Raw genomic sequence first — 20,331 nt, 5'->3', positions numbered from 1 at the left:
CTGAACCAATTTTCCGTACAGTCAGCCTTTTCCGCCCGAGGGCCGACGATGGCGAATCACCTCTGCGACTCCCCTATCTCTGTACGTCTATCTAGGCATTCGTCGCAGGCCACATACGGTGGCCTGCGGCGTTTTCAGTCGCCCAATGTGACACTACGCAGCGGCTTCGGCGGACTCCGTGATGCTATTCAGCAGGGACAGGAGTTGCGCACCCTCGGACACTTGTTCTCCGACGCCGTAAAGAACTTCGCCGATGATGCCATCCGTTGGCGCCGTGATCGTGTGCTCCATCTTCATGGCTTCCATCACCAGCAGCGGAGCACCCTTGCTGACCTTGCTGCCAGGCTCGACCATCACGGAAATTACCTTGCCCGGCATCGGTGCCGTCAGCTTGCCGCCTTCGCCTTCCGACTCCCCGGCATGGGACAGCGGGTCGATCCATTCAAGCACTGTCTGGTTGTCGGCAAAAAAAATGTTGAACGTGTCGCCTTCGAGATAGGCCTGACCTTGTGTTCGCCGCGTACCAAAATCCACGCGGATCCCGGCGGCGTTGAACGTGTAGGCGAACGGCGCGGCCTTGTCGGCGTAGATCAGCGTGTTGCGGCGTGTGTCGCGCGCGTCGCCCTTGAGCACCACTTCCAGTTTGTGGCCGGCGCCCTCGAAGTGCAGCGTGCGCACGTCGCGCGCATTCAGGCGCCAGCCGCCGGCGTGGGTCCACGGCGAGTGGCGGTCGGCCTCGTCCACGCGGCGCTCGCGCGTGTCGCGTTCGAGCAGCGCCGCCACGGCCAGCGCAATGGCTTCGATGCCCACCGACTTCTGCGGCGGGAACAGCACGGTCTGGTTGCGCTCGATCAGGCCCGTATCGAGATCGGCCGTGCGGAAGGCCTCGGACTTGACCAGCCGCTGCAGGAAGGCCACGTTGGTGGACAGGCCCACCACGTGATAGTTGGCCAGCGCCTGCGCCATGCGCGACAGCGCCTCGTCGCGGTCGCGGCCCCAGACGATCAGCTTGGCGATCATCGGGTCATAGAACGGGCTGATGGTGTCGCCTTCGCGCACCCCGGCGTCAATCCGCACGCCCGCCGGACCATGGGCGTCACCGCCGCGCATGAACTGCACTGCCGGCGGCGTGCGCAGGAAGCGCAGCGTGCCCGTCGACGGCAGGAAGCCCTTGTCCGGATTCTCGGCGTAGATCCGCGCTTCCAGCGCGTGGCCGTCGATCTTCAGTTGCGCCTGCGTCAGCGGCAGCGGCTCGCCGGCCGCCACGCGCAGCTGCCATTCGACCAGGTCCTGGCCGGTAATCATCTCGGTGACCGGGTGCTCCACCTGCAGGCGCGTGTTCATCTCCATGAAGTAGAACGAACCGTCCTGGTTGGCGATGAACTCCACCGTGCCGGCGCCCACGTAGCCCACGGCCCGTGCGGCGGCCACGGCGGCGTCGCCCATCGCGCGGCGGCGTTCCTCGGTCATGCCCGGCGCCGGCGCTTCTTCCAGCACCTTCTGGTGGCGGCGCTGCACCGAGCAGTCACGCTCGAACAGGTAGACGCAGTTGCCCTGCGTGTCGGCAAACACCTGGATTTCGATATGGCGGGGGCGCGTCAGGTACTTCTCGACCAGCACCTTGTCGTCGCCGAAGCTGGCCGACGCCTCGCGCTTGACCGATGCCAGCGCGGCCTCGAAGCCGTCGCCCGCCTCCACCACGCGCATGCCCTTGCCGCCGCCACCGGCGCTGGCCTTGAGCAGCACCGGGTAGCCAATGCGGTCGGCCTCGCGCCGCAGCAGCGCGGCGTCCTGATCCTCGCCGTGATAGCCGGGCACCAGCGGCACCGCGGCCTTTTCCATCAGCTGCTTGGCCGCGCTCTTGCTGCCCATCGCGTGGATGGCGTCAGCCGGCGGGCCGATGAACACCAGCCCGGCCTCGGCGCAGGCGCGCGCGAAGTCCTCGTTCTCCGACAGGAAGCCGTAGCCCGGGTGGATGGCCTGGGCGCCGGTTTCCTTTGCCATCTCGATGATGTGGTCCGCGCGCAGGTAGCTGTCGCGCGCGGCCGCACCGCCGATATGCACGGCTTCGTCGCAGAAGGCGACGTGACGCGCGTCGGCGTCGGCGTCGGAATAGACTGCCACCGTGCGAATGCCGAGGCGGCGGCACGTGGCCGCTACACGGCAGGCAATCTCGCCACGGTTGGCGATCAGGACCTTTGAAAACATCACTCCTCCTTTCTTGTCATCAGTATGCTCTCGCGTCGGTGTTAATCAGCCACGAGACTTTCGGTTCGTATATCGAGACGTGCCAGCAGGGCGCGGTCGCGCTCGGCTTGCGGGTTGCCGGTCGTCAGCAGCTTCTCGCCATAGAAAATGGAATTGGCGCCGGCCATGAAGCACAGCGCCTGCAACGCGTCGTCCATGGCCTCGCGGCCGGCGGACAGGCGCACCATCGCGCGCGGCATCGTGATGCGTGCCACGGCAATCGTGCGTACGAACTCGAACGGGTCCAGCGCTTCGGTGCCCGCCAGCGGCGTGCCCTCCACCTGCACCAGGTTGTTGATGGGTACCGACTCGGGGTACGGGTCCATGTTGGCCAGCTGCGCGATCAGGCCGGCACGCGCCTCGCGCGCTTCGCCCATGCCCACGATGCCGCCGCAGCAGACGTTGATGCCCGCATCGCGCACGTGGCCGATGGTGTCCAGACGGTCCTGGTACGTGCGCGTGGTGATGATCTTGCCGTAGAACTCGGGCGACGTATCGAGGTTGTGGTTGTAGTAGTCCAGGCCCGCGTCCTTCAGGCGCTGCGCCTGTTCGGCCTTGAGCATGCCCAGCGTCACGCAGGTTTCCAGGCCCATCGCCTTCACCTCGCGCACCATGTCGATCACCGGTTCCAGGTGGCGGTCCTTCGGGCTGCGCCAGGCAGCGCCCATGCAGAAACGCGTGGCGCCGTTGGCCTTGGCATTGCGTGCGGCGTCCAGCACGCTGTCGAGATCCATCAGCTTTTCGGCCTTCACATCGGCTTCGTGATGCGCGCTTTGCGGGCAGTAGCCGCAATCCTCTTCACAGTCACCGGTCTTGATCGACAACAGCGTCGACAGTTGCACGGTGTTGGCATCGAAGTTCTTTCGGTGCACTTGCTGCGCTCGGAACAGCAGGTCGTTGAACGGCAGCGCGTACAGTGCAGCCACGTCGTCCACACGCCATGCATCGGTTTCCCTGGGCGCGGTAGCGGCGATATTGCGCGCGGACTGGCGCAGCGCATCCACGGAGATGTTGGCGACGGTATTGGTATTGGTGCTGGCGTTGGCGGTTCGAGTCATGTTCGTATTGCGTATTCGGCTTTTTGGCGGCCGCGGCTCACGGTTCAGGCGTGATGCGGCGCGGCGGCAATGGTGTGGGATGCAAGCGGCGGCATGCCGGCCAGCAGCGGTGCAAGATCGAGGTACTGGGCGGCCACGGCCGGCGCAACCTGCCAGGGCAGTTCGGCCAGCATCGGCGCATCGAGCGCATCCTGCAGCGTGACAATGTTCTCGGTGGGCAGCAACATGTCCGGATCGCGATGCGGTTGGCAATCCAGCTGGCCAGCTTCAGGCCGCGCGCGCGAACCGCTTCAGCGGTCAGCATCGCGTGGCTCAGGCAGCCGGGACGCACGCCCACCACCATGATCACGGGCAGGTCCAGCATCACAGCCAGGTCGGCGGTATTCCAGCGCACGGCGCGCCCACGTCGAGCGGCACCACAAAGCCGCCCACTCCCTCCACCACCACGGCGTCGGCCTTGCGGCGCAGCGCGTCGAACGCATCGCGGATCGGTCCGCGCGTAATGCGCTCGCCTTCCAGTGCGGCCGCCAGATGCGGTGACGCCGGCGTGCGGAAGAAGAACGGGCACATCTCTTCCTGCGGCACGATTACCGAGCCCGCGGCACGCAACTGGTCGACATCATCGTTCTGCCAGCGGTCGTCGAGCCATTCGCCGCCAGCGGCAACCGGCTTCATGCCGAGTGCGCTGTAGCCGGCGTCATGCAGCGCATGCAACAGCGTGGCCGTGGCGTGGGTCTTGCCCACGCCGGTATCGGTACGTGTCACGAAGAATCCAAGGCTCGCAGCCTTACTCGCGATCATGCTGCTTCCTTGCAGCCTTGTACCAGTCCACGGTCCAGCGCGTCGAGCAAACGCGAAATATCGGCCGCCGTGTGCGAGGCTGACAGCGTAATGCGCAGCCGCGCGGTACCTGCCGGCACCGTAGGCGGCCGGATCGCGCCCACACGGATTCCATCGGCTTCCAGCGCCGCGGACAGCGCCAGCGCAGCAGCGTTGTCGCCGACGATAAGCGGCTGAATCACGGTGTGGCTCTTCCCCAGCGTCCAACCAGCCCGCGCGGCCAAGGGCTCCAACCCTTTGCGCAACTGCGAAATCAGTTCGGTCAAGTGCTGACGACGAATACGCCCTCCTCGACCGGCAATGACGTCTAGACTGCTAAGCAATGCGTGCGCAATAGCAGGCGGCGCCGCCGTCGTGTAAATGTAGGGACGGGCCGTGTTGATAAGGTGCTCAACGATCGTCTCGTGTGCCGCCACAAAGGCGCCCGCGACCCCAGCCGCCTTGCCCAGTGTGCCGATATAGATTAGCCGCTCCGAGCGTAAGCCCAGGTGTTCCAACACGCCACGACCGTTCTTGCCGAGGACGCCGAATCCGTGCGCGTCATCAACGATAATCCAAGCATCGTGGCGTTCGGCCAGCGCCAGCAGTTCTGCCAGTGGCGCTATGTCGCCATCCATACTGAACACACTGTCAGTCACGATCAGCTTTAGATTGCTCGCACAGGACTGCAGCATCATATCGAGCGCCTCTGCGTCGCCGTGCGGATAGCGTTTTACATCAGCCTTGGCGAGGCGTGCGCCATCGATCAACGACGCGTGGTTAAGCGTCTCGCAGAACAGCGTCGCTTCGGCGGTACCGAGCGCCGTCAACACAGCGAGATTGGCCATATAGCCGGTGCAGAAGAATAGTGCCTGCGTAAGCGGAATATGTGGCGCAAGCCAACGTGCAAGCTCGTACTCAAGCTCCGCGTGCACCAACGAATGCCCGCAGACGAGATGCGAAGCCCCGCTCCCAGCGCCATAGCGGAACGCGCCCTCTGCCATCGCATGCGCAATTGCAGCGTGGTTTGCCAATCCTAGATAATCGTTGCTACAGAACGTGAGCAATGCTGTGGGCTTGGAGGCCAGCGACCCGACGGACTGATGGGGAGCGCATGCCGTGTGGGCAATGCGCCGGCGGCGCGTCAGCGATTGCGCCTCGCGCTCTGCGGCGGCTCGCTTAAGATGGTCAAGCAGCATGGCGTACTTCCTCCTTATGTGCCAGCACGGTATGCATCGTGTCTAGCAATTGCTCGCCGAGCCAGCTGGCCAGTGCGGCGTCGAACACATACGGCGGCATCACATACAGCGTATTGCCGATCGGGCGCGCCAGGACGCTGCGTTCGCGCGCGGCCAAGTGAAAGCGCCCAGCAAAGTCGGCGCCTGCGGCCTCGGGGTCGATGTCGGCGGCCCAGATCATGCCGCGCTGGCGCACGTTGCTCACGCGCCCGTCGCTGGAAAGGGCGGCAATGCCGGCCATCGCTTCGCCCAGCCATTGCGCACGCTCGCGGTTGCGGGCCAGCACGTCGTCGGCCGCAAACAGGTCCAACGTGGCCAGCGGCGCACGGCACGCCAGCGGGTTGCCCGTGTACGAATGCGAATGCAGGAAGCCGCGTGCGATATCGTCGGCCACGAAGGCGCGCTGGATTTCCGGACACGACAACACCAGCGACAGCGGCAGGTAGCCGCCGGTAATGCCCTTGGACAGGCAGAGGAAGTCGGGCCATGCATGCGCCGGCACGGGTTCGCCATCGCATGCCTGCTCCCATGCGAAGAACGTACCGGTACGGCCGCAACCGACGGCGATCTCGTCGGCAATCGGTGCACGCGATAGCGATCACACAGCGCGCGAGCGCCTTCCAGGTACGACGGATCGTACATCGCCATGCCGGCAGCGCCCTGCACCAGCGGCTCCACGATCAGCGCGGCTATCTGGCCCGCGCGCTCGCGCAGCAGCGCTTCCAGATCGGCGAGCGCGCGCTTGGCCACATCGGTGGCCGACTCGCCACGGCCCGCCTGGCGCGCGTCGGGCGACATCACCACATGAGCACGGCGCGTGAGCAGGTCATAGGCGTCGCGGAAGATCTCCACGTCTGTCACAGCCAGCGCGCCCACAGTCTCGCCGTGGTAGCCATGGCGCAGGCACACGAACTCGCGCTTGGCCGACAGGCCCGTATTACGCCAGTATTGGAAGCTCATCTTGAGCGCGATTTCCACCGCCGACGCGCCGTCGGACGCATAGAACGCGTTGCCCAGCACGCCGCCGGTCAGCGCTTCGAGCCGCTCGGCCAGTTCTACAGCCGGTGCGTGGGTGCAGCCGGCCAGCATCACGTGTTCGAGCGTGTTGAGTTGCGCCACCAGCGCGGCATTGATCGCCGGATTGGCATGGCCAAATAGATTGACCCACCATGAACTGATGGCATCGAAGTATCGACGGCCTTCGGTGTCCATGAGCCACAGGCCTTCGCCACTGGCGATGGCCAGCGGCGGTTCGTTGGCAGCCGCATCAGGACGCAGGCACGTGGACGGACGCCAGACGGCACGCTGGCTGCGCGCCGCAAGGGGCTCGCAGTTGGCAGCGGGTAGAGAATGGGGACGAGCCGAGGCATTCATGCTAAGTACTCCACTTCTAGTGGCGCCTCCCTGCGGGCGCCTTGCTCACTTCAGCCTGCTGGCTCGCACTTCGATCCCTTGCTTAGCACTTTCCTGGTTCCGTCCACCGGGTGGCAATGCGCACTCAAGTCTCCACGATGGAGCCCTCTTCTCTAGAAAGGAGCGCACACCTTTGCGCCCTTCTTCCGATGCACGAACTGACGCGACCCGATTGGCTGTATCAGTCAACAAGCTGCTCTCGATGACGCGCCCTGCGACTTCGCGCACCAGTCGCTTGCTCTCGCGTATTGTTGACAAGCGTGGCGGCAATCTCCGCCACCTTGGCATCCAGTTCCTCCGGCGGCACCACAGCGTGACGAAGCCCAGACGCAATGCCTCAGCGGCCTCAAATCGTTCAGCTGTAATGAAGTAGCGACGAGCGGCCTGCTCCCCCATCGCGCGAATCACGTAGGGGCTAATCGTTGCCGGCAGCAAGTCTAGTTTGGCTTCGGATAGGCAGAAATTTGCAGACGCAGCGGTAACAGCGATATCGCACGCCGCCACCAGGCCCATGCCACCAGCGTACGTATCGCCTTGTATCCGGGCGATAACGGGCTTTGGACATGCCCAGACTGTGTGGAGCATTTTCGCGAGCGTCAGTGCGTCGGACCGATTTTCTTCGTCCGAATAGCCTGCCATCTTCTTCATCCAGTTCAGATCCGCGCCCGCGCAAAAGGCTGGACCGGTTCCGGTCAGGACGATGGCCCGCACGGGTGTTGAGCTTCCAAGCGTGTGGAACACTTCAGTCAGCTCAGCAATAACCGTCTCGTTGAACGCGTTACGCACGTCCGGTCGGTTGAGCGTGACCGTGGCGACATGGCCGTCCACAGTCACGGTAAGGGTAGTGGCATTCATGGCAATAGAGCTAGGCATGGCGTTGGACGCATTACATGCGGAAGACGCCAAACTTCATGTCATCAATGTGGGCATTGAGGCTGGCGGACAAGCCAAGGCCCAGCACGGTACGCGTCTGCGCGGGGTCGATGACGCCATCGTCCCAGAGCCGCGCGCTCGCGTAGTACGGATGGCCCTGGCGTTCATACTGGTCACGAATCGGCGCCTTGAACGCTTCTTCCTCGTCGGCGCCCCACTGGCCGCCCTTGCCTTCGATGCCGTCGCGGCGCACCGTGGCCAGCACGCTGGCCGCCTGCTCGCCGCCCATCACCGAGATGCGCGCGTTCGGCCACATCCACAGGAAGCGCGGCGAATACGCACGGCCGCACATGCCGTAGTTGCCGGCGCCGAACGAGCCGCCGATGATCACCGTGAACTTGGGCACCTGGGCCGTGGCCACGGCCGTCACCATCTTGGCGCCGTTGCGCGCGATGCCCTCGTTCTCGTACTTGCGGCCGACCATGAAGCCGGTAATGTTCTGCAGGAACACTAGCGGAATCTTGCGCTGGCAGCACAGCTCGATGAAGTGCGCGCCTTTAAGGGCGGCTTCAGAGAATAAAATCCCATTGTTGGCGATGATGCCCACCGGGTAGCCCCAGATCCGCGCGAAACCGCAGACAAGGGTGGTGCCGTAACGCGCCTTGAACTCGTCGAACTCCGAACCGTCGACGATGCGGGCGATGACCTCGCGCACGTCATAGGGCTTGCGTGTATCGGTGGGAATCACGCCGTAGAGCTCTTCCACCGGGTACAGTGGCTCCTGCGGTTCGTGCAGGCGGATCTGGTCCGGCTTGCGGCGATTCAGGTGCTGCACGATATTGCGGGCCAGCGAGAGCGCGTGATGATCGTTCTGCGCGAAGTAGTCGGCCACACCCGACAGCCGAGTATGCACGTCGGCGCCGCCCAGGTCTTCGGCGCTGACTTCCTCGCCCGTGGCCGCCTTCACCAGCGGCGGGCCGCCCAGGAAGATGGTGCCCTGGTTCTTGACAATGATCGACTCGTCGCTCATCGCCGGCACATAGGCGCCACCGGCCGTGCACGAGCCCATCACCACGGCGATCTGCGGAATGCCCTTGGCGGACAGGTTCGCCTGGTTATAGAAGATGCGGCCGAAGTGGTCGCGGTCAGGAAACACGTCGTCCTGGTTCGGCAGGTTTGCGCCGCCCGAATCCACCAGGTAGATGCACGGCAGGTTATTCTGCTCGGCGATCTCCTGCGCGCGCACGTGCTTCTTGACCGTCATCGGGTAGTAGGTGCCGCCCTTGACCGTGGCGTCGTTGCAGACGATCACGCACTCCTGCCCCGCAACGCGGCCGATACCGGTGATCACGCCTGCACCGGGCGCCGCATTGTCGTACATGTCGAAGGCGGCCAGTTGCGACAGCTCCAGGAATGGCGTGCCGGGGTCGAGCAGTTGCTGCACGCGGTCGCGCGGCAGCAGTTTCCCGCGAGACAAGTGCTTGTCGCGCGCGGCATCACCACCGCCTTCAGCAAGCTTCGAGATTTTCTCCTCGAGGTCCTTTACCAACGCCTGCATGGCCTCGGCATTGGCCTTGAATGACTCGGAACGGGCATTCAGCTTCGTATCGATAATCGGCATGGCTATCCTCGCGGCTTACATCGTTTCCGCGAAGAGCTCGCGGCCAATCAGCATGCGGCGGATTTCCGAGGTGCCGGCGCCGATCTCGTACAGCTTGGCATCGCGCCACAGGCGGCCCACCGGAAATTCGTTGATGTAACCGTTGCCACCGAGGATCTGCACCGATTCGCCGGCCATCCAGGTCGCCTTCTCGGCCGTGTACAGGATCACCGCGGCGCAGTCCTTGCGCACCTGGCGCACGTGGTCGGTGCCCAGCGAATCCAGGTTCTTGCCCACCGTGTACAGGTAGCTGCGGGCGGCCTGCAGCGTCGTGTACATGTCGGCCACCTTGCCCTGGATCAGCTGGAATTCGCCGATGCTCTGGCCAAACTGCTTGCGATCGTGGATGTACGGCGTCACCACGTCCATGCAGGCCTGCATGATGCCGACCGGGCCGCCCGACAGCACTGCGCGCTCGTAGTCCAGCCCGCTCATCAGCACCTTGGCGCCGCTGTTTTCGGCTCCGAGGATGTTCTCCACCGGCACCTCCACGTCCTGGAACACCAGTTCGCCGGTGTGCGACCCGCGCATGCCGAGCTTGTCGAGCTTCTGCGCCACCGAGAACCCCTTCATGCCCTTTTCGACGATGAAGGCCGTCATGCCGCGCGCACCCAGGTCGGGCTCGGTCTTGGCGTAGACCACCAGCACGTCGCAGTCCGGGCCGTTGGTGATCCACATCTTGGTGCCGTTCAGCGCGAAGCGGTCGCCCTTGAAGTCCGCGCGCAGCTTCATGCTGACCACGTCCGACCCGGCGTTCGGCTCGCTCATGGCCAGCGCGCCAATCCATTCGCCCGACACCAGCTTCGGTAGGTACTTCGCCTTTTGCGCAGCCGATCCGTTGCGGTGGAGCTGGTTCACGCACAGGTTCGAGTGGGCACCGTACGACAGGCCCACCGACGCCGACGCACGGCTGATTTCCTCCATCGCCACCATATGAGCGAGATAGCCCATATTCGCGCCACCGTATTCTTCGTCGACGGTGATGCCCAGCACGCCCAAGTCGCCCATCTTCCTCCAGGCGTCCATCGGAAACTGGTCGGTATGGTCGATTTCGGTAGCGCGGGGAGCCAATTCGGCCTGAGCCCAGTTGCGCACCGATTCGCGCAGCATCTCAATGTCTTCACCGAGATCGAATTTCAGGCCGGGGAGTTCGTACATGATGTGGGTCTCCAATTCTGTTGTTTCCCCTTTGGCACCTACATACCAAGCGGGTGTTTTGGCTAGTCTAGAAACACAGAGCGCTATCGTAAAATCATCATTTCAGACATCTGGTATCTAAAATTCGGATAGCGTCGTGGGCATCTGCCTTTCCTAGGGTTGGACGGTGCCAACTGGCGCAGAAGCTCAATCCGGCTAGCACGCACGCATTGCGCTCAATGCCATCGACACTTTCGAAGACGGGGTACGCCCCAAGTGTGCGGAGATGAATTGGCTCGCGGCGAGCAGCGGCGCCAAGTCGACGCCCGTTTTGACTCCGAGCGAATCGAGCAAGTAAATGACGTCCTCCGTGGCAACGTTTCCGGATGCCCCCTTCGCATATGGGCATCCGCCGAGACCACCCACCGACGAGTCGAAGACGGCCATGCCAAGTTGAAGCGAAGCGTAGATGTTCGCGATCGCCATGCCATAGGTATCGTGGAAGTGCCCGGCGAGCTTCGACATCGGCACGCTTTCGGCCACGCGTCGCAGCATTCGCTGGACCGTTGCCGGTGTGCCAACGCCAATCGTGTCCCCAAGGGAGATTTCGTAACACCCCATCTCCAGGAGAGCACTAGCTACCGATGCCACCTTTTCCGGAGCCACGTCGCCTTCGTAAGGGCAGCCCACCACGCACGACACATAGCCGCGCACTTTGATGCCGTCGGCCCGTGCGGCGGCCAGCACCGGCTCAAAACGAGCCAGGCTCTCGGCAATCGAGCAGTTGATGTTCTTTTGGGAGAACGCCTCGGAAGCTGCCGCGAATATTGCGACCTCACTCGCACCGCAGTCCTTGGCGGCTTCGTACCCCTTCAAGTTCGGGGTCAGCGCCGCATAACTGACCCCCGGTTTGCGCTGGATACCCGTCAAGACTTCGTCGTTGTCCGCCATTTGAGGTACCCACTTGGCAGAGACAAAAGCCGTCGCTTCCACTGTCGACAGACCGGCGTTGGCCAGCCGCTCGATAAGTTCGATCTTGACAGCCGCAGGCACTAGCGTCTTTTCGTTCTGCAGGCCGTCCCGTGGACCGACCTCGACAATCTTCACCGTCTCCGGAATCGCGTATGCGTACGTTTCGATGCTCATCTCTCTCCTCCTACCTGACCGTGCGGTCAGTGCTGCTTTTTGTCTATGCTGCTATCGCCGCCGCATTGCCGGCGAGTTGGTCTGCCCGACGCACCGGCCTTTCGATGCCTTGGAGTACCTGTTCTGGCACGCTGAACCTTCGCCCCTGCGTACGACCGCGGCTACACCGATGGCGAACCGTCCAATAAATCCCCCGCAAGTGGAGATCCTCCCGCTCCAGCACCTCATTGGACCAATCAAAGAGGTCATCGTCCGGATACATCTGAAGCTCGGCCGCGCTACCCAAAATGACCGCGACATCAGTGGCTGAGCGGACCAACAGTGCACCAACGAGTAAAGAAGCCAGAATCCTCCCCAGCTCAGACTCGTACGTTGTGGCGGTTGGCCCGGCAGCTTTCCTGATGCGGACAGCGGATGCGCGTATCAAGTGAAAGAGCTGCGTCGTGCAAAGCTTTCTCTTCGATGCCATATGTCCTCCGCCTCTGCTCCGCATCGGCTTGCGCCGGCCTCGGGATTACGCCGTCTCGATCACTTTCGCGTTGGACACAGCTTCCGCGCCGCCAGCCTTGTAGAGGTTCATCAAGTCGGCTCGCTTCCCTTCTGCCTTCTTGATGGCAGCCTCCTTGACGTGCCCATAGCCGCGGATATCGTCCGGCAGGCTTGCCAGCTCGATGGCGGTGTCGAGGCGACCCGCGGTCAGCGAGTATGCGAATTCGTTGACCAGGCCGAAGTAATCCTCGATCAGCCGCCGTTCGCTACGCCGCTCTTGCGTACGGCCGAATGGATCTAACCCAGTGCCACGCAGCCATTTGAGTTTTGCGAGCACCTTGAAGGTCGGCATCATGCTCGGACCGAAGCGCCGCTTCTTCGGCTGTCCCTCGTCACCCTTAGTCAGGCTCGGCGGCGCCAACCAGAAGTTGAGCTTGTAGTCGCGTCCGGGTTCCCCTTCAAACTGGGCACGGAGCTTCTCCAAGAAAGCCGGCTCCGCGTATAGCCGCGCCACTTCATACTCATCCTTGTAGGCCATCAGCTTGGCCAGATTCTTGGCGACGGCCTCCGTCAGAGGACGCTTCTTGCTCTGGCTAATCTGGTCCTCGGCAGCGCGAACTTTGGCCACGGCATCGGTGAAGCGCTTCGCGTACGCCGAGTTCTGGTAGTCAGTAAGAAGCGCCTCGCGACGACGGATAATCCCATCCAGCGTTTCCGGCATTGAGACCACCTTTGGGGGACCAGACACTTGACCAACCATGGCCTGGATCGCCTCCTCGCCGAGGTGAGCGAGTGCGCGCCCCCAAGTGAACGCCTGCTTGTTGCGCTCTACTGCGACGCCATTGAGCTCGATGGCGCGCGTCAGGCTCTCCAGCGTCAGCGGCACCCATCCCTGCTGCCACGCGTAGCCGAGAAGCAGTGGATTCGAATAGATGGCGTCGCCTAGCAGCTTCAATGCCCACGCATTCGCGTCGATGAACTGGCATGCATCCCCGACGCTCGTCCGGATATCGTTCTCGGCAGACGTGCCCGGGAATGCCCATTTTGGATTCGCGAGGAACTCCGCTGTTGGTGTCTGTGCGCTGTTGATGGCAGCCGCGGTCCGACCGTTCTGCACCTTGGAGAGGACTTCAGCGGATGCCGATACGATGGCGTCGCAGCCAATGATGAGTCGAGCTTCGCCTGTGGCGATGCGTGTCGCGTGCAACGCTGCCGGCGACGGGGCAATCTGGACGTGGCTCAACACTGCACCACCCTTCTGCGCCAGGCCCGCCATATCCAGCACGGTGACACCCTTGCGCTCGAGGTGAGCAGCCATCCCAAGCAGACCACCGATGGTGACGACGCCGGTTCCGCCGATACCGGTGACCAGGATGCCGTAGTTCTCTTTGAGCTCAGCGACAACCGGCAACGGCAGTTTTGCCTCTAAGCCGCTGCCTTGTTTGCCACTTTGCGCAGCCGGCTTTCGCAGCTGCGCGCCCTCGGCGGTCACGAAGCTGGGGCAAAAGCCATTCACGCAGGAGAAATCCTTGTTGCAGGAAGACTGATTGATGGCCCGTTTGGTGCCGAGTGGCGTGTCTAGCGGTTCCACCGACAGGCAGTTCGACTTAACGGAGCAATCGCCGCATCCTTCGCAGACGGCGTCGTTGATGAACGCACGCCGTGCCGGATCCGGGTACTTACCCTGTTTGCGGCGGCGTCGCTTCTCCGTCGCGCACGTCTGGTCATAGACGAGAATCGTCACGCCTTCGACCGTGCGCAGGCGTTTCTGAACCGCGTCAAGCTCGTCGCGGTGGTAGATGGTGACTGCTGGCGCCAGGGCATCGGCCTTGGCGTACTTTTCTGGCTCGTCCGTCACGATGACGATTTCCCGGACGCCTTCGGCCTTCACCTGATGCGTAATCTGAGGAACAGTCAGAACGCCGTCGACCGGTTGCCCACCCGTCATGGCGACCGCGTCGTTGAACAGAATCTTGTAGGTAATGTTCACCTTGGCCGCAACGGAGGCGCGAATGGCGAGCAGTCCCGAATGGAAATAAGTGCCGTCACCAAGGTTCACGAAAACGTGCTTTTCGTCCGTGAACGGCGTCTGACCGATCCACGCGACACCTTCTCCGCCCATCTGGCTGAAGGTGTCGGTGTTCCGGTCCATCCACATGGCCATGTAATGGCAGCCGATGCCAGCCATGGCGCGCGACCCTTCCGGAACGCGCGTCGACGTATTGTGCGGGCAGCCCGAGCAGAACCAGGGCTTGCGTTCCACCGACAGGCGGGGCTTGGCGGCTTCGCGTTCTTTTGCCTCAATGAGCGCGACACGGGCGGCGATGCGGCTCCGGACATCGGCGGGAAGGTCAAATTTGTCCAGCCGCTTGGCGATGGCCTTCGCAATCAACGCCGGCGACAACTCGTAATGCGCCGACAGGAGGTACGGGCCTTGCGGCACCGACCATTCGCCACCCTGGTTGCCCCGTTCGTCGAACTTACCGAAAACCTTGGGTCGAACGTCCTCCCGCCAGTTGTATAGTTCCTCTTTCAGGGCGTACTCAAGAATCTGGCGCTTCTCTTCCACCACAAGGATTTCTTCGAGACCGGTGGCAAACTCACGCGCGTCTTGGGCGTCAAGCGGCCACACGCATCCAACTTTGAAAAGACGGATGCCAAGGCCCTTGCACGTATCGTCGTCGAGGCCAAGGTCGCGCAGCGCCTGCCGCACGTCCAGGTAGGCTTTACCGGCTGCCATGATGCCGAAGCGCGGCTTGTCGGAATCGAGGACGATTTGATTGAGCTTGTTCGCGCGGATATAGGCCAGGGCGGCGTACAGCTTATGATCCAGCAGCCGCGCTTCCTGCGCGAGCGGTGAATCCGGCCAGCGGATATTCAGCCCTTCCGGGGGCAATGTGAAGTCGGTAGGCAGTTGGACCTGGACGCGGTCCGGGTCGATTTCCACCGATGACGTCGACTCCACCACATCGGTCACGCACTTCATCGCGACCCACAGACCCGAGTAGCGGCTCATTGCCCAGCCGTGCAGTCCGTAATCGAGGTATTCCTGCACGTTGGACGGATACAGGACTGGAATGCCCGCGGAGAGCAGCACGTGCTCGGATTGGTGAGCAACCGACGAGGACTTGGCGGCGTGATCGTCCCCCGCGAGCACCAGCACGCCACCATGCTGCGCTGAGCCCGCGGCGTTACCGTGCTTGAGCACGTCCATGGAGCGGTCAACGCCGGGGCCCTTGCCGTACCACATCGAAAACACGCCATCCCGATTCGCCTTCGGGAACAGATTCAGCTGTTGCGTCCCCCAGACTGCCGTGGCAGCCAGGTCTTCATTGACGCCGGGCTGGAAGACAACGTCGCTGCCTGCGAGGTGCTTCTTTGCCTTCCAGAGCGCCATGTCGAGCGCGCCCAGTGGCGAGCCACGATAGCCTGAGATGAAGCCAGCGGTATTCAGACCAGCCGCCGCGTCGCGCGCTTTCTGCAAGAGCGGCAGTCGCACGAGCGCCTGCGTGCCACTCATGTAGACGCGCCCCTTCTCCAGGGTGTACTTGTCGTCAATGGTCGTCGACGCCAGCGCGTCTTCGAGGGCCTTTTTCGATTGCGGGGAAAGCGGACTATTCACGATGCAGTCTCCAGGGCAGCGAGCCCCTTTCTATAGGTTTCCCCCAGTGTAGGCACCCCGACTCGTATCGTAAAATCACGAATTCAGACAACAGCTATTCGTTTGTCAGATACCAATGAGCGCACAGAAACCACAGATTGGTCGCCGGAAAAAGTCAGGCATCGACAGCGCCTTCCCTGCCGCAAAGGAAATTACTTTGCGGCAGATGCGCTACTTTCGCGCCGCTGCCGCCACCGGTCAGTTCTCCATGGCAGCCACTGAAGAGCATGTCTCCCAGTCGGCGATCACCAATGCCGTCATCGCACTCGAGCAGTTGTTGGGTGTCCGGCTCTTCGACCGTCTACCGCATGGCGTCGCACTGACTGCGGAAGGTAACCACCTTTATCAACACGTCACCCGCATTCTGGAATCCGTTGACGATGCGCTACGGCAACCACGTATTCGTCTGGACTCCCTGGAAGGTGCTGTAAGTATTGGTGCCACCTATACGGTCCTCGGGTACTTCTTGCCAGGATTGCTGGCGCGCTTCCGAAACAGCTACCCTAACGTCGAACTGGATCTTCACGACCTTGACCGCGCCGCGATCGAGGACCGCGTTCTACGTGGCCAAATAGAGCTTGGAATTGTTCTGCTTTCAAACGTTGACGATCCAGGTCGCTTTGGTCATCGCACCCTGATCCGTTCGCGCCGCCAGCTTTGGGCCGCACCTGGCCATCCTCTTCTAGATGGACAACCACCGACCCTTAAACGCATTGCCGAATACCCATACATCCTTCTTGCGGTCGACGAGGGAGAAGAGTCAACGATGCGTTACTGGCAAGCAAAGCGCCTCTCCCCTAACATCGCGTTTCGAACCACCTCCATGGAGGCGTTGCGGGGCCTAGTCGCACATGGCTTCGGTGTTACCGTGCTATCCGATATGGTGTTTCGACCTTGGTCTCTCGAGGGAAAAGAAATCGAAGCGAGGCCGCTTGGCTCCCCGCCGCCGGATATGGAGGTCGGCTTGCTTTGGCGGAAGGATGCAGAGCTCTCGCTATCCGCCACCGCCGTGCGTGACTTTCTGATATACGCTTGCAGCCGTTAGCTTTGTCGGAGTGCTTCTATGGGGTTCGTGGTGGATCCGCAAGGTGGATCAGCCCCCTGAGAGCTGCGAGCCGGGCAAGACGGTGTCGATGGTGGCGCGCCGGCATGGGGTGAATCCGAGCCAACTCTTCCAATGGCGCAAGCTGTATCAGGACGGCAGCCTATCGGCGGTCAGTGCCGGGGAGGAAGTTGTTCCTGCGTCCGAGCTCAGCGATGCCCTCAAGCAAGTGCGGGAGTTGCAGCGGCTGCTTGGAAAGAAAACCATGGAGAACGAGATTCTTCGTGAGGCGGTGGAGGTGATGAAGTCGCGAAAATGGATTGCGCGCTCACCCTCATTGCCAGGGGACGACCAGTGAAGCGGGTCTGTGACGTCCTCGGTGTAGCGCGCTCGAACGTGGCGGCCAAGCTGGCCAAGCCTGCTGATTGGCAGGATGGGCGCAGTGCCAGGCAGATGAATGACGCTGGGCTGATCGAAGAGATTCGCGGCGCCGTTGCGCATCTGCCCAGCTACGGCTACCGCCGGGTCTGGGGCGAGATACGCCGCGAGCGAGAGCGTCGGGGCGTGCCCGCGGTCAACGTCAAACGCGTCTACCGGGTCATGCGCGTGCATGGACTGCTACTGCAGCGCAGGGCCGCTCCACGACACCCGCAGCGAAAGCACGAGGGTAAGGTTGCGGTGGCACAAAGTAACCGGCGCTGGTGCTCGGACGGATTTGAGTTCCGCTGCGACAACGGCGAGCCACTGCGGGTCACGTTTGCCTTGGACTGCTGCGATCGTAAGGCCATGAGCTGGGCAGCGACGACGGGCGGACATAGTGGCGACGTGGTTCGTGATGTAATGCTGGCGGCCGTGGAAAATCGGTTCGGCGATGTACAGCAGACGCCAACGGAAATCGAATGGCTGAGCGATAATGCGGATTCAACCGGTCAACGCAACAGCTTGTTGGAATCGTTCAGCTGGTGTATCGAAGTCTAGTGTTTTGCGTGGGCGTTCGTTGAGTCGTCTGGCTATCGCGTTGAGCTTGGCTTGCGAGTAGACCGAGAGATCGGTGCCTTTCGGGAGGTATTGTCTCAACAACCCATTCGTGTTCTCGTTGGAGCCGCGTTGCCACGGGTGCTGAGGATCGCAGAAGTAGACCTGGATGTCCGTGGCCACAGTGAAACGCTTGTGCCCGGCCATCTCCGTGCCACGATCCCAGGTCAGCGATTTGTAGAGCTCCTGCGGCAGCTTCCTGACGTGTTTGATCAGCGCGTTGACCACGGCCTCAGAATCCTTGCCAGCCGTCTTCACCAGCATCACGAACCGGCTCTGGCGTTCAACCAGCGTTGCGATTTGACTGTTAGCGTCGCCGAATAGCAGGTCGCCCTCCCAGTGCCCTGGTATCGCACGATCTTCCGCTGTGGCAGGACGTTCACTGATCGAGACGGCGTCCGCGATGTTGGTGCGTCCCTCAGTCTTCATTGTGTACTGACGCGACCGACGCATGACTCTCGAGCGCCGCAAATGCTCCAGCAACTCCTTCTTCAAAGCGCCACGCGCCTGAATGTAAAGGCTACGATAGATCGCCTCGTGTGACACCTGGTAGTCCTTGTTGACCGCATAGACATGCTTGAGCCAGCCCGCAATCTGCTCGGGAGACCACTGCAGCTTCAGCTTGCCGGCGACGACCCGCGCCAGCACCCGGTTCCTGACAAGCTTACAGAGCTTCGGGCGACGCGCTCGCTCCCAGGCCAGTGCATCGGCCTGGCTCGCGCGATATCTTTGCCGCCCGCCATTGCGCTCGAGCTCACGGCTAATGGTAGACGGAGCGCGATTCAGCCGCGATGCAATGGCCCGAATCGAAAGCCCTGATGCCAGCGAGCGCGATATCTCCTCACGCTCGGCAAACGTCAACGCTCGCGCGGCGCGATGGCGTTGTGCTGGTCGAATGCCTCCCGCGTCCGACAAGATCCTCTGGACTGAAGAGTGCCCGCGATCAAATAACCTGGCGATCTCATGAATCGTATCTCCCTTGCGCCAGCGATCCCACATGAGTGCCTTCTGCGTCTCGGAATAATAGATCCTCGGCTTCATTTGCAACACCTCCACTGCTCACACAGATTCTAGGTGTTGCATCGACCGGTTGAATCCGCAAACGGCTCGGGCTACACGGCTGAGAAAACCAGGTCCTTTGCCGCGGCCATCGGTCTGAAGCCGCTGACCACACCGGTATGCAGTCCGCAGAGTAATGGCATGGCGGAGAGCTTCGTAAAGACAATGAAGCGAGACTACATCGCCTTCATGCCCTAGCCGGATGCGGAGACGGCCGTTCGCAACCTGGCAATTGCCTTCGAGCACTACAACGAGCAGCGCCCCCATAGCGCCCTGCATTACCGCTCTCCGCGGGAGTTCAGACGGGCTATGGGGTTCTCAACCGAAGTGTGAGACCGTGTCCGGGGATACGGGGGCAAATCCACCACCGGGACACCCGCTTTAATACCCCACTGGTAGTCGGCGCCAATCAGCTTCCCTAATTCCGATCTAGTTGTCTAGCTTTACCCCAGATTGTGCAACGATATCCTTCCACTTTAAATAATCGGCTTGCACAAAATCGGAAAATTCCTTCTGCGACATCTGCTTGGGCTCGGCACCTTGTTCATGTATCGCACGGACAACAGCAGGCGAAGAAAGAACTTTATTCACCTCTGTGTTGATACGGTTCACAATGTCTTGCGGAGTCTTCGCTGGCGCAAATAGTCCGTACCACGTACTGACATCTACCTCCTTGTACCCACTCTCCGCCACAGTCGGGACGTCGGGGAGCGATGAGCTTCGTGTTGCCGAAGTGACAGCAAGGGGTCGTAGCGTCCCCGATTTAATTTGCGCAAGCACAGAGGGGACCGACGCTACCATCAAATCGACATTGCCGGCGATGGTATCCGGAATGCCTGCACTCGATCCTTTGTACGGAACATGCAGGAGCTTGATCCCCGCCGCACGACTGAGTATCTCTGCAGCCAAGTGGATGGTGGTCCCACTGCCTGGCGATCCGTATTTTACCGATCCCGGTGCGGCACGCGCGGTCTGAATGACGTCTGCTAGTGTCTTGTACTTGGAGTTTACTGACGTAACGATAACGATTGGCGTGAACGCAACATGGCTGACCGCCACCAGATCACGGGTCGGTACATATGTCACTGACCTGTATATCCACGGTGCAACGGAAAGATTATCCTTCTGTCCCATCACCAGATCGTATCCTCCTGGCGCCGACCTAACAACATCGGCGATGCCAAGTGTGCCGCCTGCGCCGGGCTTATTCTCGGGGACAAAGTTCCATTTTGTTGCTTGAGAGACTTCGTTTGCCACCAAGCGCGTGAGAATGTCCGAGCCGCCACCCGGCGTCCACGGGATTACCACTCTAATGGGCTTGGTTGGCCAAGACGTACTCGACTGGGTCTGCGCGTGCGTGAATCCGCCCGACAGAAGAGAGATGGCAAAAAATGCCTTCATCACCTTATTTATCATGTTGTGTCTCCTTTAATTTCGTCTTGATGTCGATTTGC

At 61.9% G+C, this 20,331-nt stretch carries 11 protein-coding genes and 4 pseudogenes; 3 read left to right on the top strand and 12 right to left on the bottom strand.

What is annotated here, in order from left to right; translation table 11 throughout:
- Nucleotides 1-153 precede the first annotated feature (153 nt).
- From AC3FLX_RS27915 to AC3FLX_RS27870, 10 genes and pseudogenes are all read right to left on the bottom strand, one after another.
- Nucleotides 154-2,208 (bottom strand): acetyl/propionyl/methylcrotonyl-CoA carboxylase subunit alpha, encoded by a 2,055-nt coding sequence (locus tag AC3FLX_RS27915; protein WP_488700561.1) that lies wholly within the window; start codon nt 2,206-2,208, stop codon nt 154-156.
- 41 nt (nt 2,209-2,249) lie between these two features.
- Nucleotides 2,250-3,305 (bottom strand): biotin synthase BioB, encoded by a 1,056-nt coding sequence (gene bioB, locus AC3FLX_RS27910; protein ID WP_488700560.1) that lies wholly within the window; start codon nt 3,303-3,305, stop codon nt 2,250-2,252.
- Nucleotides 3,306-3,349: 44 nt separating this feature from the next.
- Nucleotides 3,350-4,106, bottom strand: a pseudogene (bioD, locus tag AC3FLX_RS27905) (dethiobiotin synthase).
- Nucleotides 4,103-5,323, bottom strand: coding sequence for an 8-amino-7-oxononanoate synthase (bioF, locus tag AC3FLX_RS27900; protein ID WP_488700559.1), 1,221 nt, complete (start codon nt 5,321-5,323; stop codon nt 4,103-4,105). Before bioF ends, bioD begins: the two are co-directional and overlap by 4 nt.
- Nucleotides 5,313-6,736: pseudogene (bioA, locus tag AC3FLX_RS27895) on the bottom strand (adenosylmethionine--8-amino-7-oxononanoate transaminase). The gene bioF and the pseudogene bioA overlap by 11 nt, the downstream one beginning before the upstream one ends.
- Before the next feature lie 45 nt (nt 6,737-6,781).
- Nucleotides 6,782-7,630 carry an enoyl-CoA hydratase/isomerase family protein gene (locus tag AC3FLX_RS27890; protein WP_488700558.1) on the bottom strand — a complete coding sequence of 283 codons (849 nt, stop codon included), beginning with the start codon at nt 7,628-7,630 and terminating at the stop codon, nt 6,782-6,784.
- Nucleotides 7,631-7,661: 31 nt separating this feature from the next.
- Nucleotides 7,662-9,269, bottom strand: coding sequence for a carboxyl transferase domain-containing protein (locus tag AC3FLX_RS27885; protein ID WP_488700557.1), 1,608 nt, complete (start codon nt 9,267-9,269; stop codon nt 7,662-7,664).
- Between the two features lie 15 nt (nt 9,270-9,284).
- Nucleotides 9,285-10,466, bottom strand: coding sequence for an isovaleryl-CoA dehydrogenase (locus tag AC3FLX_RS27880; RefSeq protein WP_488700556.1), 1,182 nt, complete (start codon nt 10,464-10,466; stop codon nt 9,285-9,287).
- A 195-nt stretch (nt 10,467-10,661) separates the two neighbouring features.
- A complete protein-coding gene (locus AC3FLX_RS27875; protein WP_488700555.1) occupies nt 10,662-11,591 on the bottom strand; it encodes a hydroxymethylglutaryl-CoA lyase in 930 nt (309 codons plus the stop codon).
- Between the two features lie 514 nt (nt 11,592-12,105).
- Nucleotides 12,106-15,702 carry an indolepyruvate ferredoxin oxidoreductase family protein gene (locus AC3FLX_RS27870; RefSeq protein ID WP_488700554.1) on the bottom strand — a complete coding sequence of 1,199 codons (3,597 nt, stop codon included), beginning with the start codon at nt 15,700-15,702 and terminating at the stop codon, nt 12,106-12,108.
- 205 nt (nt 15,703-15,907) lie between these two features.
- Here AC3FLX_RS27870 and AC3FLX_RS27865 point away from each other — a divergent pair, with 205 nt between their 5' ends.
- Nucleotides 15,908-16,786: a LysR substrate-binding domain-containing protein gene (locus AC3FLX_RS27865; protein WP_488700583.1), complete on the top strand. Its 879-nt coding sequence runs from the start codon at nt 15,908-15,910 to the stop codon at nt 16,784-16,786.
- A 10-nt stretch (nt 16,787-16,796) separates the two neighbouring features.
- Nucleotides 16,797-17,698: pseudogene (locus AC3FLX_RS27860) on the top strand (IS3 family transposase); the annotation flags it as partial.
- Nucleotides 17,699-17,704: 6 nt separating this feature from the next.
- Here the strand turns inward: AC3FLX_RS27860 and AC3FLX_RS27855 are convergent.
- Nucleotides 17,705-18,865, bottom strand: a complete 1,161-nt coding sequence (locus tag AC3FLX_RS27855) for an IS30 family transposase (RefSeq protein ID WP_488700582.1) — start codon at nt 18,863-18,865, stop codon at nt 17,705-17,707.
- Nucleotides 18,866-18,904: 39 nt separating this feature from the next.
- Here AC3FLX_RS27855 and AC3FLX_RS27850 point away from each other — a divergent pair.
- A pseudogene (locus AC3FLX_RS27850) lies at nt 18,905-19,210 on the top strand (integrase core domain-containing protein); the annotation flags it as partial.
- Nucleotides 19,211-19,306: 96 nt separating this feature from the next.
- Here the strand turns inward: AC3FLX_RS27850 and AC3FLX_RS27845 are convergent.
- On the bottom strand, nt 19,307-20,293 hold the full coding sequence (locus AC3FLX_RS27845; RefSeq protein WP_488700553.1) for a Bug family tripartite tricarboxylate transporter substrate binding protein: 987 nt from the start codon (nt 20,291-20,293) through the stop codon (nt 19,307-19,309).
- Between the last annotated feature and the right edge of the window lie 38 nt (nt 20,294-20,331).

The organism is Cupriavidus sp. 291-E7 (assembly GCF_057798835.1).
This window is presented reverse-complemented; position numbering and strand designations above follow the sequence as displayed.

Bases quoted from the DNA above. Each gene is read 5' to 3' on its own strand.
- AC3FLX_RS27915 (WP_488700561.1), bottom strand. From the start codon at position 2,208: ATGTTTTCAAAGGTCCTGATCGCCAACCGTGGCGAGATTGCCTGCCGT.
- bioB (WP_488700560.1), bottom strand. From the start codon at position 3,305: ATGACTCGAACCGCCAACGCCAGCACCAATACCAATACCGTCGCCAAC.
- bioF (WP_488700559.1), bottom strand. From the start codon at position 5,323: ATGCTGCTTGACCATCTTAAGCGAGCCGCCGCAGAGCGCGAGGCGCAA.
- AC3FLX_RS27890 (WP_488700558.1), bottom strand. From the start codon at position 7,630: ATGAATGCCACTACCCTTACCGTGACTGTGGACGGCCATGTCGCCACG.
- AC3FLX_RS27885 (WP_488700557.1), bottom strand. From the start codon at position 9,269: ATGCCGATTATCGATACGAAGCTGAATGCCCGTTCCGAGTCATTCAAG.
- AC3FLX_RS27880 (WP_488700556.1), bottom strand. From the start codon at position 10,466: ATGTACGAACTCCCCGGCCTGAAATTCGATCTCGGTGAAGACATTGAG.
- AC3FLX_RS27875 (WP_488700555.1), bottom strand. From the start codon at position 11,591: ATGAGCATCGAAACGTACGCATACGCGATTCCGGAGACGGTGAAGATT.
- AC3FLX_RS27865 (WP_488700583.1), top strand. From the start codon at position 15,908: ATGCGCTACTTTCGCGCCGCTGCCGCCACCGGTCAGTTCTCCATGGCA.
- AC3FLX_RS27845 (WP_488700553.1), bottom strand. From the start codon at position 20,293: ATGATAAATAAGGTGATGAAGGCATTTTTTGCCATCTCTCTTCTGTCG.